We start from the raw sequence: 13,172 nt of genomic DNA, 5'->3' as shown, positions 1-13,172 counted from the left end.
CACTTCTTCCCGGCGCCGCCGGATGACAATGATTTCTGACTGACTGACCGACCGAAATGACCGCCCGCATCCTGATCATCGAAGACGAAGCCCTCGTGGCGATGGAGCTTCGCTTCGTCCTTGAGGACCTTGGCCACGAGGTGGTGGCGACCGTCGCGGACGCTGGCACTGCGCGCGCGATCGTCCGCGAGACCGATGTCGACCTCGCCCTTGTCGATATCCACCTGTCGGACGGACCGACCGGGGTGGCCCTCGGCCGTGAGCTCGGACAGGATCTCGGCGTCTCGGTGCTGTTCATGACCGCCAATCCGGGCATGGTGCGCGACGGTGTGGCCGGCACCATCGGCGTCCTGTCAAAGCCGACGGACGAGCGCGCTGTCCAGACCGCCGTCGACTACGCCCTGCGTCGCCGGGCAGGCGCTCCGGTGATGTACGCTCCGCCGGAACTGCAGCTGTTCGGCTGATTCCGCCTACCAGACGCCGATCTTCTCGGCCTGTTTGTGCGAGATCGGATGCCCCCCCGCCTTGTGGTCCTGCTCGGCCAGGAAACGCACCGCCTCCAGCGCCGCCATGCAACCCATGCCGGCCGCGGTGACGGCCTGTCGATAGATGTCGTCAGTCACGTCGCCCGCCGCCCACACGCCCTCGATCGCCGTCGCCGCGGTGCCCGGCTTGACCACCAGATAGCCGCCCTGCTTGGTCTCCAGCTGGCCGGCGAACAGCTCGGACGACGGCGCGTGGCCGATGGCGATGAACACCCCGTCCGCCTTGATCTCGCGGGTCTCGCCGGTCTTGACGTTCTTCACCCGCGCGCCGGTGACGTTCACCCCGCCCATGTCGTTGGTCTCGCCCAGGATCTCGTCGATGGCGTTGTCCCACACCACCTCTGCCTTGGGATTGGAGAACAGCCGGTCCTGCAGGATACGCTCGGCGCGGAACTCGTCGCGGCGGTGCACGACCGTCACCTTCGACGCGAAATTGGTCAGGAACAGCGCCTCCTCGACGGCGGTGTTGCCGCCGCCCACGACGATGACCTCCTTGCCGCGATAGAAGAAGCCGTCGCAGGTGGCGCAGGCCGAGACGCCGAAGCCCTGGTATTTCGCCTCGCTCTCGATCCCCAACCATTTGGCCTGGGCCCCGGTCGAGATGATCACCGTCTCGGCCAGCAGTTCGGTCCCGGAGTCCAGGGTCAGGCGGAACGGCCGCTGCGACAGGTCCGCCTTGACCACGATGTCCTCGATGATCTCCGTCCCGACATGCTCCGCCTGGGCGCGCATCTGCTCCATCAGCCAGGGGCCCTGGATGACGTCGGCGAAGCCGGGATAGTTCTCCACGTCGGTGGTGATGGTCAGCTGGCCGCCGGGCTGCAGGCCGGCGATGACGACCGGATTCAGCAGGGCACGCGCGGCGTAGATGGCGGCGGTCCAGCCGGCGGGGCCGGACCCGATGATGGCGACGCGGACGGTTCTCGGAGTGCTCATGGGGTCTATTTAGGCGCTGATTCCGTTCCGCGCGATGCTAGGCTGGCATCCATTCACAGTGAAACGGGAGACGCCTATGGAAGGCCGCAGTTATCTGGGCATCGGCATCGCCCTTGGCGCAGCCATCGGCTCCGGTCTCGGGGTGGCGATGGACAATTTGGCCGTGGGAATAGGCGTCGGCGTCGCGGTCGGCCTCGCCCTCGGCATTGCGATGGACGCGCGCAGCAAGGGCCGCAAAGGCGACTAGGCCCGCCCCATCCGCTTGAGGACCGCCTGCGCGGCCCGCTCCGTCTCATTGAGCGCCTCGTAGGTCCAGCCTTCCAGCCGTCCCTCGAACGCCCGCGCCGCGCCGAGCTTCCGCAGATCGGCGTGCAGCCGCGTGAACTTGCCGGCGGGTTTCAGCGGGATCATCGGCAGGATGTGCACCGGCGCGCCGGTGGAAGCGGCCTCGGCGGCCATGTTGGCGCTGTCCTCGGTGACCAGAACATGGTCGGCGAAATGCAGGAAGGCGAAATAGGGATTGGCGCCGGTCCCGTCCCAGATCAGACCGGGCAGGCCGGCCAGCCGGGCCGTCATCACCTGTTTCGCCGCCTCGGGCGTCCGGCGCGAGAACGTCAGCATCAGCGACCCTCCAGCCTCCTCGATCGCGGCCGCGATCCGGTCCGCCAATTCGGCGGCATGGTCCTCGGGCAGGTCGAAGGCCATAGACCGGCCCCCGATCAGGGCGGCCACGCGTGGGCGGGGCAGGGGGGGCAAGGCCGGCTCGAAGGCCGCCGCCCCTTCGGCCAGCCGTGACCGCGTCACACGATGTGGCGAGCCTGTGATGGACAGCACATTGGGTCCGGCCAGGCCGTCATGCGCCGGGGCGACGACCAGATCGTAGGCGCCGGTCTTCCAGCGCGGGTCCTGGGTCTGCACCACGAAGGTCCGGCCGCCGGACCGCGCCCCCACCGACGCCGACAACGGCAATGTCGCCCGCCCGGTGGCGATCCACAGGTCCGGCCAGTCGCCGCCGGGTCCCGGCGTGACGGAATCGGACGACGGGTCCAGCATCCAGCCGGCCTTCATCGCCGACGGCAGTCTGTCGAAGGCTTTGCGCCACCGGACGCGTTTGACGGTGATGTCGGCGGGCGTAATCCGCTGGACGGCCTCGGCCAGGCCCAGCGCCTGGTTCTCGATGCCGGCCCGGCCGTCGGACACGACCCATATCGACAGCGGGGCGGTCACGCGGCGTCGGGGCGCGCGATCCAGCACATGGCCTCGACCTTGTTGCCGTCGGGGTCGCGCAGGAAGGCGGCGTAATAGCCGGGCGCATATTCCGGTCGGGGACCCGGAGCGCCGTCGCTGTATCCACCCGCCTCCAGGCCGGCCTCATGGAAGGCGACCACGGCTTCGGGGTCCGACGCGTTGAAACAGACATGGGCGCCGACGCCCGCGACGGCGACGCCGCGGTGGTCGCGGGGCAGATTGGCCCAGAATTCGGGAAAGGTCCGGCCGTAGCCGATGCCCGCGCCGTGCTCCATGATCCGGCGCGCGCCGACGACCGCCAGCACGGCGTCATAGAAGACGCCGGCGCGATGCAGGTCGGTCACGCCGACCGAAACGTGCGACACCAGAGGCGGGCGCGTTCCGGAGGGCGGGGTCACCGGACTATTTCCACTCGACCTTGAGGATCTCGTAGGCCTTCACTCCGCCGGGGGTGTTGACCTCGACCACGTCGCCGACCTCCTTGGAGATCATCGAGCGCGCGATCGGCGACGAGACCGAAATCTTGCCCTGCTTCACATCGGCCTCGTGCTCGCCGACGATCTGGTAGCGGCCCTCTTCCTCGGTGTCCTCGTCGACCACGGTGACCGTGGCTCCGAACTTCACCTGGTTGCCGCTCAGCTTGGAGACGTCGATCACCTGGGCGCGGCTGATCTTGTCTTCGATCTCGGCGATCTGACCTTCGATCCAGCCCTGCCGCTCCTTGGCCGCGTGATACTCGGCGTTTTCCGACAGGTCGCCGTGTTCGCGCGCCTCCGAAATGGCCGCAATGACGCTCGGCCTCTCGACCGACTTCAATTGTTTCAACTGATCGTCGAGGGCACGGTAGCCCTCGGCCGTCATCGGCACTTTTTCCATATGTCGTGAGTTTCTTGGCTAGCCCGACTGACAGACTTACTCGGCACAGAGGTCGCTGGGCGCACGCGACCGGCCAAAGAGGGTAGGACGCCCGGGCCGAAGGTTCAAGGCCTCTCTCAGACCGAGCCCGAGGCGGTCCGGTTGCGGGCGCGTCCGCGGACCTGCCGGACGAGGCTCCAGGCCAGCCACGCTACGGCTGCGAGGCCCGCCGCCATGAACAGGCCGGAAAGCAGCAGAACGCCCGCCGCCATGAAGGCGAGGATAAAGGCGACGGCGGCGGCGAGGGCCGCGATGACTTGTATGGTTCTCAGTCGCATGCCGGGTTAACGGTTCGGCCGCGCAGGGGTTGCGGCCTCGCCGGCCGACGTTTCTCGTCCTGGTCGCACTGTGGCTTCGGCGCCAGCCGGGCGCGCGGTCGTCAGGCGTAGCTGTACGGGCCGCCACGCTTGAGGGCGCGCTGATACGCCGGGCGCGCGTGAATGCGGTCCAGAAAAGCCTTCAGCCGTGGCTTGTCCGGGCCGTAGCCGAGGCGACTGCCGGCGGCCTCGACCGGGAAGCTCATCATGATGTCGGCGGCCGAGAAGGCGTCGCCGGCGAACCATTCCGAGCGGGCCAGTTCGGCTTCCCAATAATCGGTGTGCGCCTTCAGCTGGGGCGCGATCAGATTGGCGTCGACCTTGCGGGCGATGCCCTTCGCCACCGGGCGCGCCAACAACGGCGCCCGCTTCGGAATCTGGCTGAAGATCAGCTTCAGCAGCAGCGGCGTCATCGCCGACCCCTCTGCATAGTGCAGCCAGTAGGTGAACCGCCGCCCCTCCGGCGTGCCCCGCGCCGGCCGCAGCGCCGACCCGCCGTGCGTGTCCAGCAGGTATTCGACGATGGCCCCGGTCTCGGCCAGCCGCGCCTCGCCGTCATCGACGACGGGCGACTTGCCCAGCGGATGGATCGCCCTCAGCTCCGGTGGGGCCAGCATCGTTTTGGCGTCGCGCTGATACCGCTTCACCTCATACGGCAGCTTAAGCTCCTCCAGCAGCCACAGCACCCGCTGCGAGCGGGAGTCGTTCAGATGGTGGACGGTGATCATGACTGCGGCTCCGCTGGCTGCGTACAGTTAGCGGGGTTTACGCGGCGTCGGTCCAGCGGGATTTCAGGACCGCCGTCCGCTCCAGCGCGGCCGCGCATGCGGACCCTTCCTCGCCGCACGCCCGGGATGTTTCGCCGCCTGCCTTTGCTCCCACAGTTGAAAGGCGAGGGTGGCGAGGGCCAGCTTTCCGGTATGCCGCCCGGCCATGCGTCGTCCGCCCCTGCTGAGCAGCAGGCCGCCGATCAGGGTCGCGATTCTGGGAAGGGGCATGGTGGTCTCCGGTGTGTCGCGTTGAACGGCCGGCTCCCTGTTGAGTTCACCCGCGGTTTCGCCCTAAGCCGGAGCATGACCACGACAGAGCCCCGGCTGACCTCCCTCGCCCATGGCGGCGGCTGCGGCTGCAAGCTGGCCCCGGCGGTGCTGCGGGACATCCTCAAGGGCATGCCCCAGGCCGCGCCCTTCGCCAATCTTCTGGTCGGGACCGAAACCAGCGATGACGCTGCGGTTTGGCGTCTCAATGATCAGCAGGCCCTTGTGGCCACCACCGACTTCTTCATGCCGGTGGTCGACGATCCCTTCCATTTCGGCCAGATCGCCGCGACCAACGCCCTGTCGGACGTCTACGCCATGGGCGGCACGCCGATCTTCGCCCTCGCCATCGTCGGCATGCCGGTAAACGTCCTGTCGACGCGGACCATCGGCCGCATCCTGCAGGGCGGCGCGGTCGCGTGCGCGGCGGCGGGCGTGCCCGTCGCCGGCGGCCACTCCATCGACAGCGTCGAGCCGATCTACGGCCTCGTCGCCCTCGGTCTCGTCCATCCGGACCAGGTCCTGACCAATCGGGGCGCCCGCCCCGGCGATGTGCTCGTGCTGACCAAGCCGCTCGGCGTCGGCGTGCTCAGCGCGGCCTTCAAGCAAGAACGGCTCAGCAAGGACGGCTACCGGACCCTGACGGACACGACCACCCGGCTGAACACGCTCGGCGCGAAGCTGCCCGGCCGGCCCGGCGTTCATGCGGTCACCGACGTCACCGGCTTCGGCCTGCTGGGCCACGCGCTGGAGATGGCCCGCGGAGCCGACGCGACGGTCGAGATCACCGCCGATCCGCCGACGCTCTCCGGGGTCGCCGAGCTGCTTGGCGGCGGGATCCGCACCGGCGCTTCCGGCCGCAACTGGGACAGCTACGGCGCCGAGGTCGAAATGCCGGAGGGTCTTGAGCCGTGGCGCCGGGATCTGCTGACCGATCCCCAGACCTCCGGCGGCCTGCTGATCGCCGTGGCCGAGGCCGAGGTCGAGGCCCTGCGCGCCTTCGCCCGGATCAATGGCTCCGGCTTCGACGTCGTTGGCCGGGTCGTCGAGGGCCCCCCGCGCGTCCGCGTCACCCGATGATCCGCCGCACCGTCGATCTGTCGCCCGGCGCCCGCGACGGCTTCGACGCCGTCATCGACGTGCGCAGCCCGTCCGAGTTCGCTCTCGACCACATCCCTGGCGCCCTGAACCTGCCCGTCCTCGACGACGCCCAGCGGGCGGCGGTCGGGACCGAATACGTCCAGCGCTCCAAATTCCTCGCCCGCCGTCACGGGGCCGCCCTCGTGGCCCGGAACATCGCCGCGCATCTGGACGGCGCCCTGGGCGAGCGCGACGGTTCCTTCCGTCCGCTGGTCTACTGCTGGCGCGGCGGCCAGCGCTCCGGGGCCATGGTCACGGTGATGGATCAGGTCGGCTGGCCGGTCACCCTGCTCGAGGGCGGCTACCAGACCTGGCGGCGCCAGGTGAAGGCGGCCCTCTATGACACGCCCCTGCCGCACCTGCTGGTCCTGCTCGACGGCCCGACGGGGGCGGGCAAGACGGCCCTGCTCGGCGCCGTGGCCGAGCGCGGCGTGCAGACCCTCGATCTCGAGGCCCTCGCCGCCCATCGCGGCTCCCTGTTCGGGGCCATGCCCGGTGGCCAGCCGTCGCAGAAGGCGTTCGAGACCCGGCTGCACGACGCCCTGTCGCGCCTCGACCCCGCCCGGCCGGTGCTGGTCGAGGCCGAGAGCTCCAAGATCGGCGCCCGGGTGATCCCGCCATCCCTGTGGGCCTCCATGGCGGCCGCCCCGGCGATCCGCCTCGAATCCCCGGTCGCGGTGCGGGCGGCGCGCACGGTCCGCGACTACGCCGGCTTCGTCGCCGATTCATCCGCGCTCGACACCGCCCTGACCCGCCTGCCGCGCCACATCGGCAAGCAAATGGTCGACGAGTGGCGCGCCCTCGCCGCCGGCGGGGAGATCGAGGCCCTGGCGACCGAGCTGATCGTCCACCACTACGATCCGGCCTATCGCCGGCAGGGTCAGGCCCGGTCGCGGCCGGAACGGGCCGTCGTCGGGATCGGATCGCTGGATGACGCCGCCCTCGAAGCAGCGGCGGACCGTATCGTCGAGGCGCTTGACCGCGGATAACGGCGGGATCGCTGCACGCGACGGATGGTAAAACGCCCTCGCGGCGCCTAGCTTCGCCTGATGGCCGCTTCCCGACTCCGTTCCGCCCTGATGTCCCTCAGCCTGTGGGTGCTCGTCGCCCTGCTCGCCGGCCTGTTCGCGGGAGCGGCGGCCCAGGCCTGGGGCCTGCCCGGCGGCGCCGGGACCGCCGACCTGATCGGCGCGATCGGGACCCTGTGGCTCAACGCCCTGAAGATGACCATCATCCCGCTGGTCTTCAGCCTGCTGGTCACGGGCATCGCCTCGATCGCCGACGCGGCGGCCACCGGGCGGCTGGCGTTGAAGGCGCTGATGGTGTTCGCCATCCTGCTGCTGATCTCGACGGTCTACGCCATCTTCGCCTCCGAGGCGCTCCACCTGCTGTGGCCGATCGATCCGACGGGCGGGGCCGTGCTTCTGGCCGGAGCGCCCGACGCTGCGGTGGTGCGCGAGAGCGCGGCCGGGGGCGGGCTTCCGGCCTTCCTCGCCGGCCTCGCGCCGGCCAACCCCATTCGCGCCGCCGCCGACGACGCCATCCTCGGCATTGTGGTCTTCGCCATCGCCTTCGGCTTCGCCGTCACCCGTCTGGGGCCCAGCCGCCGAGAGCCGCTGGTCAGCTTCTTCGAGGCCGTGTCCGAGACCATGATCACCATCGTCCACTGGGTGCTGCTGGCGGCCCCGATCGGCGTCTTCGCCCTGTCGATGGGCGTCGGACTGAACGCCGGCCTCGGCGCCCTCGGCACCCTCGGCCATTACGTCGGCATGGTGGTCCTGGCCCAGATCGGCCTGATCGTCCTGATCTATGTCGTGGTCGTCCCTTGGGGCCGGATCGGCCTCGCCCGGTTCGCCCAAGGCGTCATCCCGGCCCAGGTCGTCGCCTTCTCGACCCAGTCGTCGCTGGCCAGCCTTCCCGCCATGGTCGAGCAGGCGCGGCTGGCGCTCGGCGTTTCGACAGCGACGGCGGGGCTGGTGCTGCCGCTGGCGGTGGCGGTGTTCCGCATCACCAGCCCGGTCGCCAATCTGGCGGTGGTCATCTACGTCGCCCACCTGCACGGCGTCGACCTGGGCCCGGCCGCCTGGTTCGCCGGCGGGCTGACCGCCATCGCGATCTCCATCGGATCGGTCGGCCTGCCGGGTCAGGTCAGCTTCTTCGTCTCCATCGCCCCGATCTGCCTCGCCATGGGCGTGCCGATCCAGGTCCTGCCCCTGCTGCTGGCGGTCGAGGTCATCCCCGACATCTTCCGCACCATCGGCAACGTCACCGCTGACCTCGCCGCCGCACGGATCGTGGAGGGGCGCGACGCAACGGTCGCGCCCGATCCGATGGCGGGAATTTAGGACGGCGTCAGGACTTCTTCTGCTTGCTCAGCCACAAAGCGCCACGCACGGCTTGCACACCAACTACCAGCCCGAGTGCATTCAGCACGAAGCTGGCCGCCCCGCTGCCGCCGCCAATGACCATCATCACCTTGGCGGCCGTCTCCAGGCAAATCCAGACCAGCGTGATGATCACCGCCCAGACCGGCTGCTTCTTCCAGATCTGCCAACCCAGCCCGGCCGCGATGGCCAGGGCCACGGCGTGGGCGATCAGGGTGACGGTTTTGTCGCCACCCGGCGCATAAGGCGACTCCCCGGCGATCATCACGACGAAGGACAGCGCCACGTAGCCGAACGCGATCAGACCCAGGCATGCCACGCCGCTCTCCTTCGCCAGCAAGCGGGCATGTGCCTCGTCCTCGATCGGCACGAGCGGGTTCCAGGAAAATTTGCGCTTGGCGGGTTTGGCGGCGGCATTGTCGGTCATGGGGGCTCCTTTTAAAGTTAGCCCTTTTGCACACGGTGGCATTGCCGGACGCGCCTGCGTCACGCTTCGTCGAATATCTTACGGCTCGTCGCAGGAACCTTGCCGCCAGCCGAAACGGCTCTCAGGCCGGCTGCATCCCGGACGCCACAGGATTGCCTCCTCTCTTGTCCGGCGGCCCCGGGGCGGAGGCGCCGGAGGAGGGGCGCGACGCGATGGTGAGCTGAATCCGATGGCGGAACTCTAGCGGGCGGACGGCGCCAGCCAGTCGCCCGGCCGCTCGGTGTGAACGCTCCGCTCTCCTCGGCGAACCGCTTCAGCAGCAAGGCGTGCTCGCTCAGGCTCCTGCGGCCTCAGCTGTTGCATAATTTCTGGCTGGCTGACCTGACCAGACTGCCTGTCCTCTGCGCTCACCGCATGCTCGAAGTGGTCACAACCGGCCGTCGCCGCCGGACCTCAGGATAGATCGAAGAACGGCTGCACCACGTCGGTGACGTAGACCGTCGTCGGGAACCAGTCGCCCGCGCGCCGGTGGAGGGTCAGCACCACAAAGATCGGGCCGTTCTTCATGTCGACCTGATAGGCCGTCCGGCACATGGTAGGCGTGACGCAGTCGCTGCGAATGAGGCCCCAGCCGGTCAGGGTCCCGTAAGCGTCGAGCAGCATCTGCGTCTGCGAGATCAGGGTTTGAAGCTCGGCGGCCTTGGTCTCCATCATGGTCCCCGCGAACAGGTCCCGATAGGCTTTCGCCGGATCCCCCGCGCGCAGTGTCTGGAAGAAGGCGTCGGAGCGCGGCCGCGTTTCTTCCAGCGACTGTGTCGACATGGGCGGGGTCGGATCCTGCTGTGCAGCAGCTGGTGCGGCCAGCAGGCAGAAGGCCGCGGCCATGATCAGCAACGTCGTCTTCATGTCGCCCCCAAGGTTCAACCGTAGTCCTGGATCGGCCGCACATCCAGATCGCCGGCCTTGATCGCCCCGATGGCCTGGGAGGCGGCCAGCGCGCCCGCGGTCGTGGTGTAATAGGGGATCTTCATCATCAGGGCGGTGCGGCGCAGGCTGAAGCTGTCCTGCAACGACTGCTTGCCCTCGGTGGTGTTGAAGACCAGCTGGACCTCGCCATTCTTCATCGCGTCGACGATGTGAGGGCGGCCCTCCAGCACTTTCTTGACCAGCCCGACCTCGAAGCCTTGGCCCATCAGATAGGCGTGAGTTCCCGCCGTGGCGATGATGGAGAAGCCCTCGCCGATCAGCGTCTTCACCGCCTCGACGATAAAGGGCTTGTCGTCCTCCTTGACGGAGACGAAGGCGCAGCCGGCGACGGGCAGGGTGGTGCCGCCGCCGATCTGGCTCTTGGCGAAGGCGCGGGCGAAGGCGGGGGCCATGTCGGCCTCGCCGTCGCGCTTCCAGTCCAGACCCATGACCTCGCCGGTCGAGCGCATCTCAGGGCCCAGGATGGTGTCGACTCCGGCGAAGCGCGCGAAGGGGAAGACGGCTTCCTTGACCGCGATGTGGTCGTAAGGCCGGTCGGTCAGGCCGAAGCTCTTCAGCGGCACGCCGGCCATCACCTTGGCCGCGATCGCGGCGATCGGCTGACCGATGGTCTTGGCCACGAAGGGCGCCGTGCGGCTGGCGCGCGGATTGACCTCCAGTACGAAGATGCGCGGGTTCTCGCTGTGCGGCTCCTCGATGGCGAACTGCACGTTCATCAGACCGCGGACCTTCAGCGCCCGGGCCATGGCTTCGGTCTGGCGCTTCAGCTCGGCGATGGTGGCGTCGGACAGGGAGTAGGGCGGCATGGAGCAGGCGCTGTCGCCCGAGTGCACCCCGGCCTCCTCGATATGTTCCAGCACGCCTGCCACGAACACCGTCTCGTCGTCGCACAGGGCGTCGACGTCTACCTCGGTGGCCCGGTTCAGATAGTGGTCGATAAGGACCGGGTCGTCGCCCGACACCCGCATGGCCTCGCCGACGTAGCGGTCCAGCTGTTCGCGGTCGTGGACGATGACCATGCCGCGTCCACCCAGCACGTATGAGGGGCGCAGCACGACCGGATAGCCGACCTCGTCCGCCTTGTCGGCGGCTTCCTGGGCCGAGCGGGCCAGGCCGTTAGGCGGCTGCATCAGGCCGATGTCGTGCAGCATGACCTGGAAGCGCTCGCGGTCCTCGGCCAGGTCGATGGAGTCGAGGCTGGTGCCGAGGATCGGCACGCCATCCTCGTGCAGGGCGTGGGCCAGTTTCAGCGGGGTCTGGCCGCCAAACTGGACGACCACGCCGATCAGATCGCCCTTCGAGCGCTCGACCTCGATCAGCTCCAGCACGTCCTCGGCCGTCAGCGGCTCGAAATAGAGGCGGTCGGAGGTGTCGTAGTCGGTTGAGACGGTCTCCGGGTTGCAGTTGACCATGATCGACTCGACGCCGATGTCGTCGAAGGCGAAGGCCGCGTGGCAGCAGCAGTAATCGAACTCGATGCCTTGCCCGATCCGGTTCGGTCCGCCGCCCAGAATGATCGCCTTCTTCCGGTCAGTCGGGTTCGACTCGCACTGCGGGACCTGGCCGAGGGCGCCGGTCTCATAGGTCGAATACATATAGGCCGTGGCGGAGGCGAACTCGGCGGCGCAGGTGTCGATGCGCTTGAACACGGGGCGCACGTTCAGGCCGCGGCGGGCCGCGCGGACGGCCTTTTCGGTCTGGCCGGTCAGCTCCGCCAGGCGTGCGTCGGAGAAGCCCTTGGCCTTCAGCTTGCGGAAGTCGGTCGGCTCGGTCGGCAGGCCCTGCACGCGGATATGGCCTTCAGTCCGCACGATGTCGGCGATCTGCCTCAGGAACCACGGTTCATAGGAACAGGCGGCGTTCACCTCCTCGACGGACAACCCGTGCCGGAAGGCCTGGGCGATCACCCGGATGCGGTCCGGCGTCGGCTGACCCAGCGCCCGCACCACGGCGGCGCGGGCCGAGGCCTCGTCCTCGACGTCCACGACGCCGTCGATCTCGATCTCGTTGAACCCGGTCAGGCCGGTCTCAAGCCCGCGCAGGGCCTTCTGCATCGACTCCTGGAAGGTCCGGCCGATGGCCATGACCTCGCCGACCGACTTCATCGAGGTCGACAGGGTCGCCTCGGCGCCGGGGTATTTCTCGAAGGCGAAGCGAGGGATCTTGGTGACGACATAGTCGATGCTCGGCTCGAACGAGGCGGGCGTCACCATGGTGATGTCGTTGGTCAGCTCATCCAGCGTGTAACCGACGGCGAGACGCGCCGCGACCTTGGCGATCGGGAAGCCGGTGGCCTTGGACGCCAGCGCCGAGGACCGCGATACGCGCGGGTTCATCTCGATCACCACCATGCGGCCGTCGGCCGGGTTGATGGCCCACTGGACGTTCGATCCGCCGGTCTCGACGCCGATCTCGCGGAGGACGTTGATCGAGCCCGTCCGCATGCGCTGATATTCCTTGTCGGTCAGCGTCAGGGCGGGGGCGATGGTGATGGAGTCGCCGGTGTGCACCCCCATCGGGTCGATGTTCTCGATGGAGCAGATGATGATGCAGTTGTCCGCCTTGTCGCGGACGACCTCCATCTCATACTCCTTCCAGCCCAGCACCGACTCCTCGATCAACACTTCCGTGGTCGGCGACAGGTCGAGGCCGCGTTCGACGATCTCGCGGAATTCCTCGACATTGTAGGCGATGCCGCCGCCGGTGCCGGCGAGGGTGAAGCTGGGCCGGATGATGGCCGGCAGACCCACGAACTCCAGCGCGTCGTCGGCCTCGTCGATGTGGTGGATGGCCTTCGACCGCGGGCTCTCAAGGCCCAGCTTGTCCATGGCGTCGCGGAATTTCTGGCGGTCTTCGGCCTTGTCGATGACGTCGGCCCTGGCCCCGATCATCTCCACGCCCCACTTCTTCAGCGCGCCCGAGGCGTCCAGCGCCAGCGCCGTGTTCAGCGCCGTCTGCCCGCCCATGGTCGGCAGCAGGGCGTCGGGCCGCTCCTTCGCGATGATGCGCTCTACGAACTCCGGCGTGATCGGCTCGATATAGGTGGCGTCGGCCACCTCCGGGTCGGTCATGATCGTGGCCGGATTGGAATTGACCAGGATGACCCTGTATCCCTCGGCCTTCAGCGCCTTGCACGCCTGGACGCCGGAATAGTCGAACTCGCACGCCTGTCCGATCACAATGGGCCCCGCCCCAATGATCAGGATAGATTGGATGTCCGTGCGCTTTGGCATTGC

15 protein-coding genes are annotated in these 13,172 nt (G+C 68.5%); 5 read left to right on the top strand and 10 right to left on the bottom strand.

The window, feature by feature from the left end:
• Window positions 1-56: 56 nt before the first annotated feature.
• Window positions 57-464, top strand: a complete 408-nt coding sequence (locus V6M45_RS01685; RefSeq protein ID WP_332653570.1) for a response regulator — start codon at window positions 57-59, stop codon at window positions 462-464.
• A 6-nt stretch (window positions 465-470) separates the two neighbouring features.
• Here the strand turns inward: V6M45_RS01685 and trxB are convergent, their stop codons facing one another.
• Window positions 471-1,481: a thioredoxin-disulfide reductase gene (gene trxB / locus V6M45_RS01680; RefSeq protein WP_332653568.1), complete on the bottom strand. Its 1,011-nt coding sequence runs from the start codon at window positions 1,479-1,481 to the stop codon at window positions 471-473.
• A 76-nt stretch (window positions 1,482-1,557) separates the two neighbouring features.
• Between trxB and V6M45_RS01675 the strand changes: the two genes are divergently transcribed.
• Window positions 1,558-1,728 (top strand): hypothetical protein, encoded by a 171-nt coding sequence (locus V6M45_RS01675; protein WP_332653566.1) that lies wholly within the window; start codon window positions 1,558-1,560, stop codon window positions 1,726-1,728.
• Here the strand turns inward: V6M45_RS01675 and V6M45_RS01670 are convergent.
• The 6 genes from V6M45_RS01670 to V6M45_RS01645 form a co-directional block, all read right to left on the bottom strand.
• Window positions 1,725-2,708, bottom strand: a complete 984-nt coding sequence (locus tag V6M45_RS01670; protein ID WP_332653564.1) for a mitochondrial fission ELM1 family protein — start codon at window positions 2,706-2,708, stop codon at window positions 1,725-1,727. The two genes, V6M45_RS01675 and V6M45_RS01670, sit on opposite strands and share 4 nt — an antisense overlap.
• Complete coding sequence (locus tag V6M45_RS01665; RefSeq protein ID WP_332653562.1) at window positions 2,705-3,127, bottom strand: VOC family protein; 423 nt, start codon at window positions 3,125-3,127, stop codon at window positions 2,705-2,707. The genes V6M45_RS01670 and V6M45_RS01665 overlap by 4 nt, the downstream gene beginning before the upstream one ends.
• Before the next feature lie 4 nt (window positions 3,128-3,131).
• On the bottom strand, window positions 3,132-3,605 hold the full coding sequence (gene greA / locus V6M45_RS01660) for a transcription elongation factor GreA (RefSeq protein ID WP_332653561.1): 474 nt from the start codon (window positions 3,603-3,605) through the stop codon (window positions 3,132-3,134).
• A gap of 116 nt (window positions 3,606-3,721) precedes the next feature.
• On the bottom strand, window positions 3,722-3,922 hold the full coding sequence (locus tag V6M45_RS01655) for a hypothetical protein (RefSeq protein ID WP_332653560.1): 201 nt from the start codon (window positions 3,920-3,922) through the stop codon (window positions 3,722-3,724).
• 101 nt (window positions 3,923-4,023) lie between these two features.
• A complete protein-coding gene (locus V6M45_RS01650) occupies window positions 4,024-4,689 on the bottom strand; it encodes a glutathione S-transferase family protein (protein WP_332653559.1) in 666 nt (221 codons plus the stop codon).
• A 63-nt stretch (window positions 4,690-4,752) separates the two neighbouring features.
• Window positions 4,753-4,959: a cysteine protease gene (locus tag V6M45_RS01645; RefSeq protein ID WP_332653557.1), complete on the bottom strand. Its 207-nt coding sequence runs from the start codon at window positions 4,957-4,959 to the stop codon at window positions 4,753-4,755.
• A 75-nt stretch (window positions 4,960-5,034) separates the two neighbouring features.
• On the opposite strand from V6M45_RS01645, the gene selD reads away from it, so the two are divergent.
• From selD to V6M45_RS01630, 3 genes are read left to right on the top strand one after another with little or no spacing between them, the layout of a single operon-like run.
• The gene (gene selD / locus V6M45_RS01640) at window positions 5,035-6,078 is read left to right on the top strand and encodes a selenide, water dikinase SelD (protein WP_332653556.1); all 1,044 of its coding nucleotides are present in this window, start codon (window positions 5,035-5,037) and stop codon (window positions 6,076-6,078) included.
• Entirely contained in the window at window positions 6,075-7,127 is a 1,053-nt protein-coding gene (gene mnmH / locus V6M45_RS01635; protein WP_332653555.1) for a tRNA 2-selenouridine(34) synthase MnmH, read from the top strand. The genes selD and mnmH overlap by 4 nt, the downstream gene beginning before the upstream one ends.
• Before the next feature lie 60 nt (window positions 7,128-7,187).
• On the top strand, window positions 7,188-8,483 hold the full coding sequence (locus tag V6M45_RS01630; RefSeq protein ID WP_332653553.1) for a dicarboxylate/amino acid:cation symporter: 1,296 nt from the start codon (window positions 7,188-7,190) through the stop codon (window positions 8,481-8,483).
• Window positions 8,484-8,490: 7 nt separating this feature from the next.
• On the opposite strand, the gene V6M45_RS01625 is transcribed toward V6M45_RS01630, so the two are convergent.
• From V6M45_RS01625 to carB, 3 genes are all read right to left on the bottom strand, one after another.
• The gene (locus V6M45_RS01625; RefSeq protein WP_332653552.1) at window positions 8,491-8,949 is read right to left on the bottom strand and encodes a hypothetical protein; all 459 of its coding nucleotides are present in this window, start codon (window positions 8,947-8,949) and stop codon (window positions 8,491-8,493) included.
• Window positions 8,950-9,402: 453 nt separating this feature from the next.
• Window positions 9,403-9,855: a hypothetical protein gene (locus V6M45_RS01620; protein WP_332653551.1), complete on the bottom strand. Its 453-nt coding sequence runs from the start codon at window positions 9,853-9,855 to the stop codon at window positions 9,403-9,405.
• 14 nt (window positions 9,856-9,869) lie between these two features.
• Window positions 9,870-13,169 carry a carbamoyl-phosphate synthase large subunit gene (gene carB, locus V6M45_RS01615; RefSeq protein ID WP_332653550.1) on the bottom strand — a complete coding sequence of 1,100 codons (3,300 nt, stop codon included), beginning with the start codon at window positions 13,167-13,169 and terminating at the stop codon, window positions 9,870-9,872.
• Window positions 13,170-13,172 lie beyond the last annotated feature (3 nt).

Source organism: Brevundimonas sp. (genome assembly GCF_036676055.1).
GTDB lineage: Bacteria > Pseudomonadota > Alphaproteobacteria > Caulobacterales > Caulobacteraceae > Brevundimonas.
The sequence above is the reverse complement of the archived record's forward strand: the minus strand, read 5'-3'. Positions and strand labels throughout refer to the sequence as shown.

Coding starts and splice junctions, on each gene's coding strand:
- V6M45_RS01685 (WP_332653570.1), top strand. CDS start 57: ATGACCGCCCGCATCCTGATCATCGAAGACGAAGCCCTCGTGGCGATG.
- trxB (WP_332653568.1), bottom strand. CDS start 1,481: ATGAGCACTCCGAGAACCGTCCGCGTCGCCATCATCGGGTCCGGCCCC.
- V6M45_RS01675 (WP_332653566.1), top strand. CDS start 1,558: ATGGAAGGCCGCAGTTATCTGGGCATCGGCATCGCCCTTGGCGCAGCC.
- greA (WP_332653561.1), bottom strand. CDS start 3,605: ATGGAAAAAGTGCCGATGACGGCCGAGGGCTACCGTGCCCTCGACGAT.
- V6M45_RS01655 (WP_332653560.1), bottom strand. CDS start 3,922: ATGCGACTGAGAACCATACAAGTCATCGCGGCCCTCGCCGCCGCCGTC.
- V6M45_RS01650 (WP_332653559.1), bottom strand. CDS start 4,689: ATGATCACCGTCCACCATCTGAACGACTCCCGCTCGCAGCGGGTGCTG.
- V6M45_RS01645 (WP_332653557.1), bottom strand. CDS start 4,959: ATGCCCCTTCCCAGAATCGCGACCCTGATCGGCGGCCTGCTGCTCAGC.
- selD (WP_332653556.1), top strand. CDS start 5,035: ATGACCACGACAGAGCCCCGGCTGACCTCCCTCGCCCATGGCGGCGGC.
- mnmH (WP_332653555.1), top strand. CDS start 6,075: ATGATCCGCCGCACCGTCGATCTGTCGCCCGGCGCCCGCGACGGCTTC.
- V6M45_RS01630 (WP_332653553.1), top strand. CDS start 7,188: ATGGCCGCTTCCCGACTCCGTTCCGCCCTGATGTCCCTCAGCCTGTGG.
- V6M45_RS01625 (WP_332653552.1), bottom strand. CDS start 8,949: ATGACCGACAATGCCGCCGCCAAACCCGCCAAGCGCAAATTTTCCTGG.
- V6M45_RS01620 (WP_332653551.1), bottom strand. CDS start 9,855: ATGAAGACGACGTTGCTGATCATGGCCGCGGCCTTCTGCCTGCTGGCC.
- carB (WP_332653550.1), bottom strand. CDS start 13,169: ATGCCAAAGCGCACGGACATCCAATCTATCCTGATCATTGGGGCGGGG.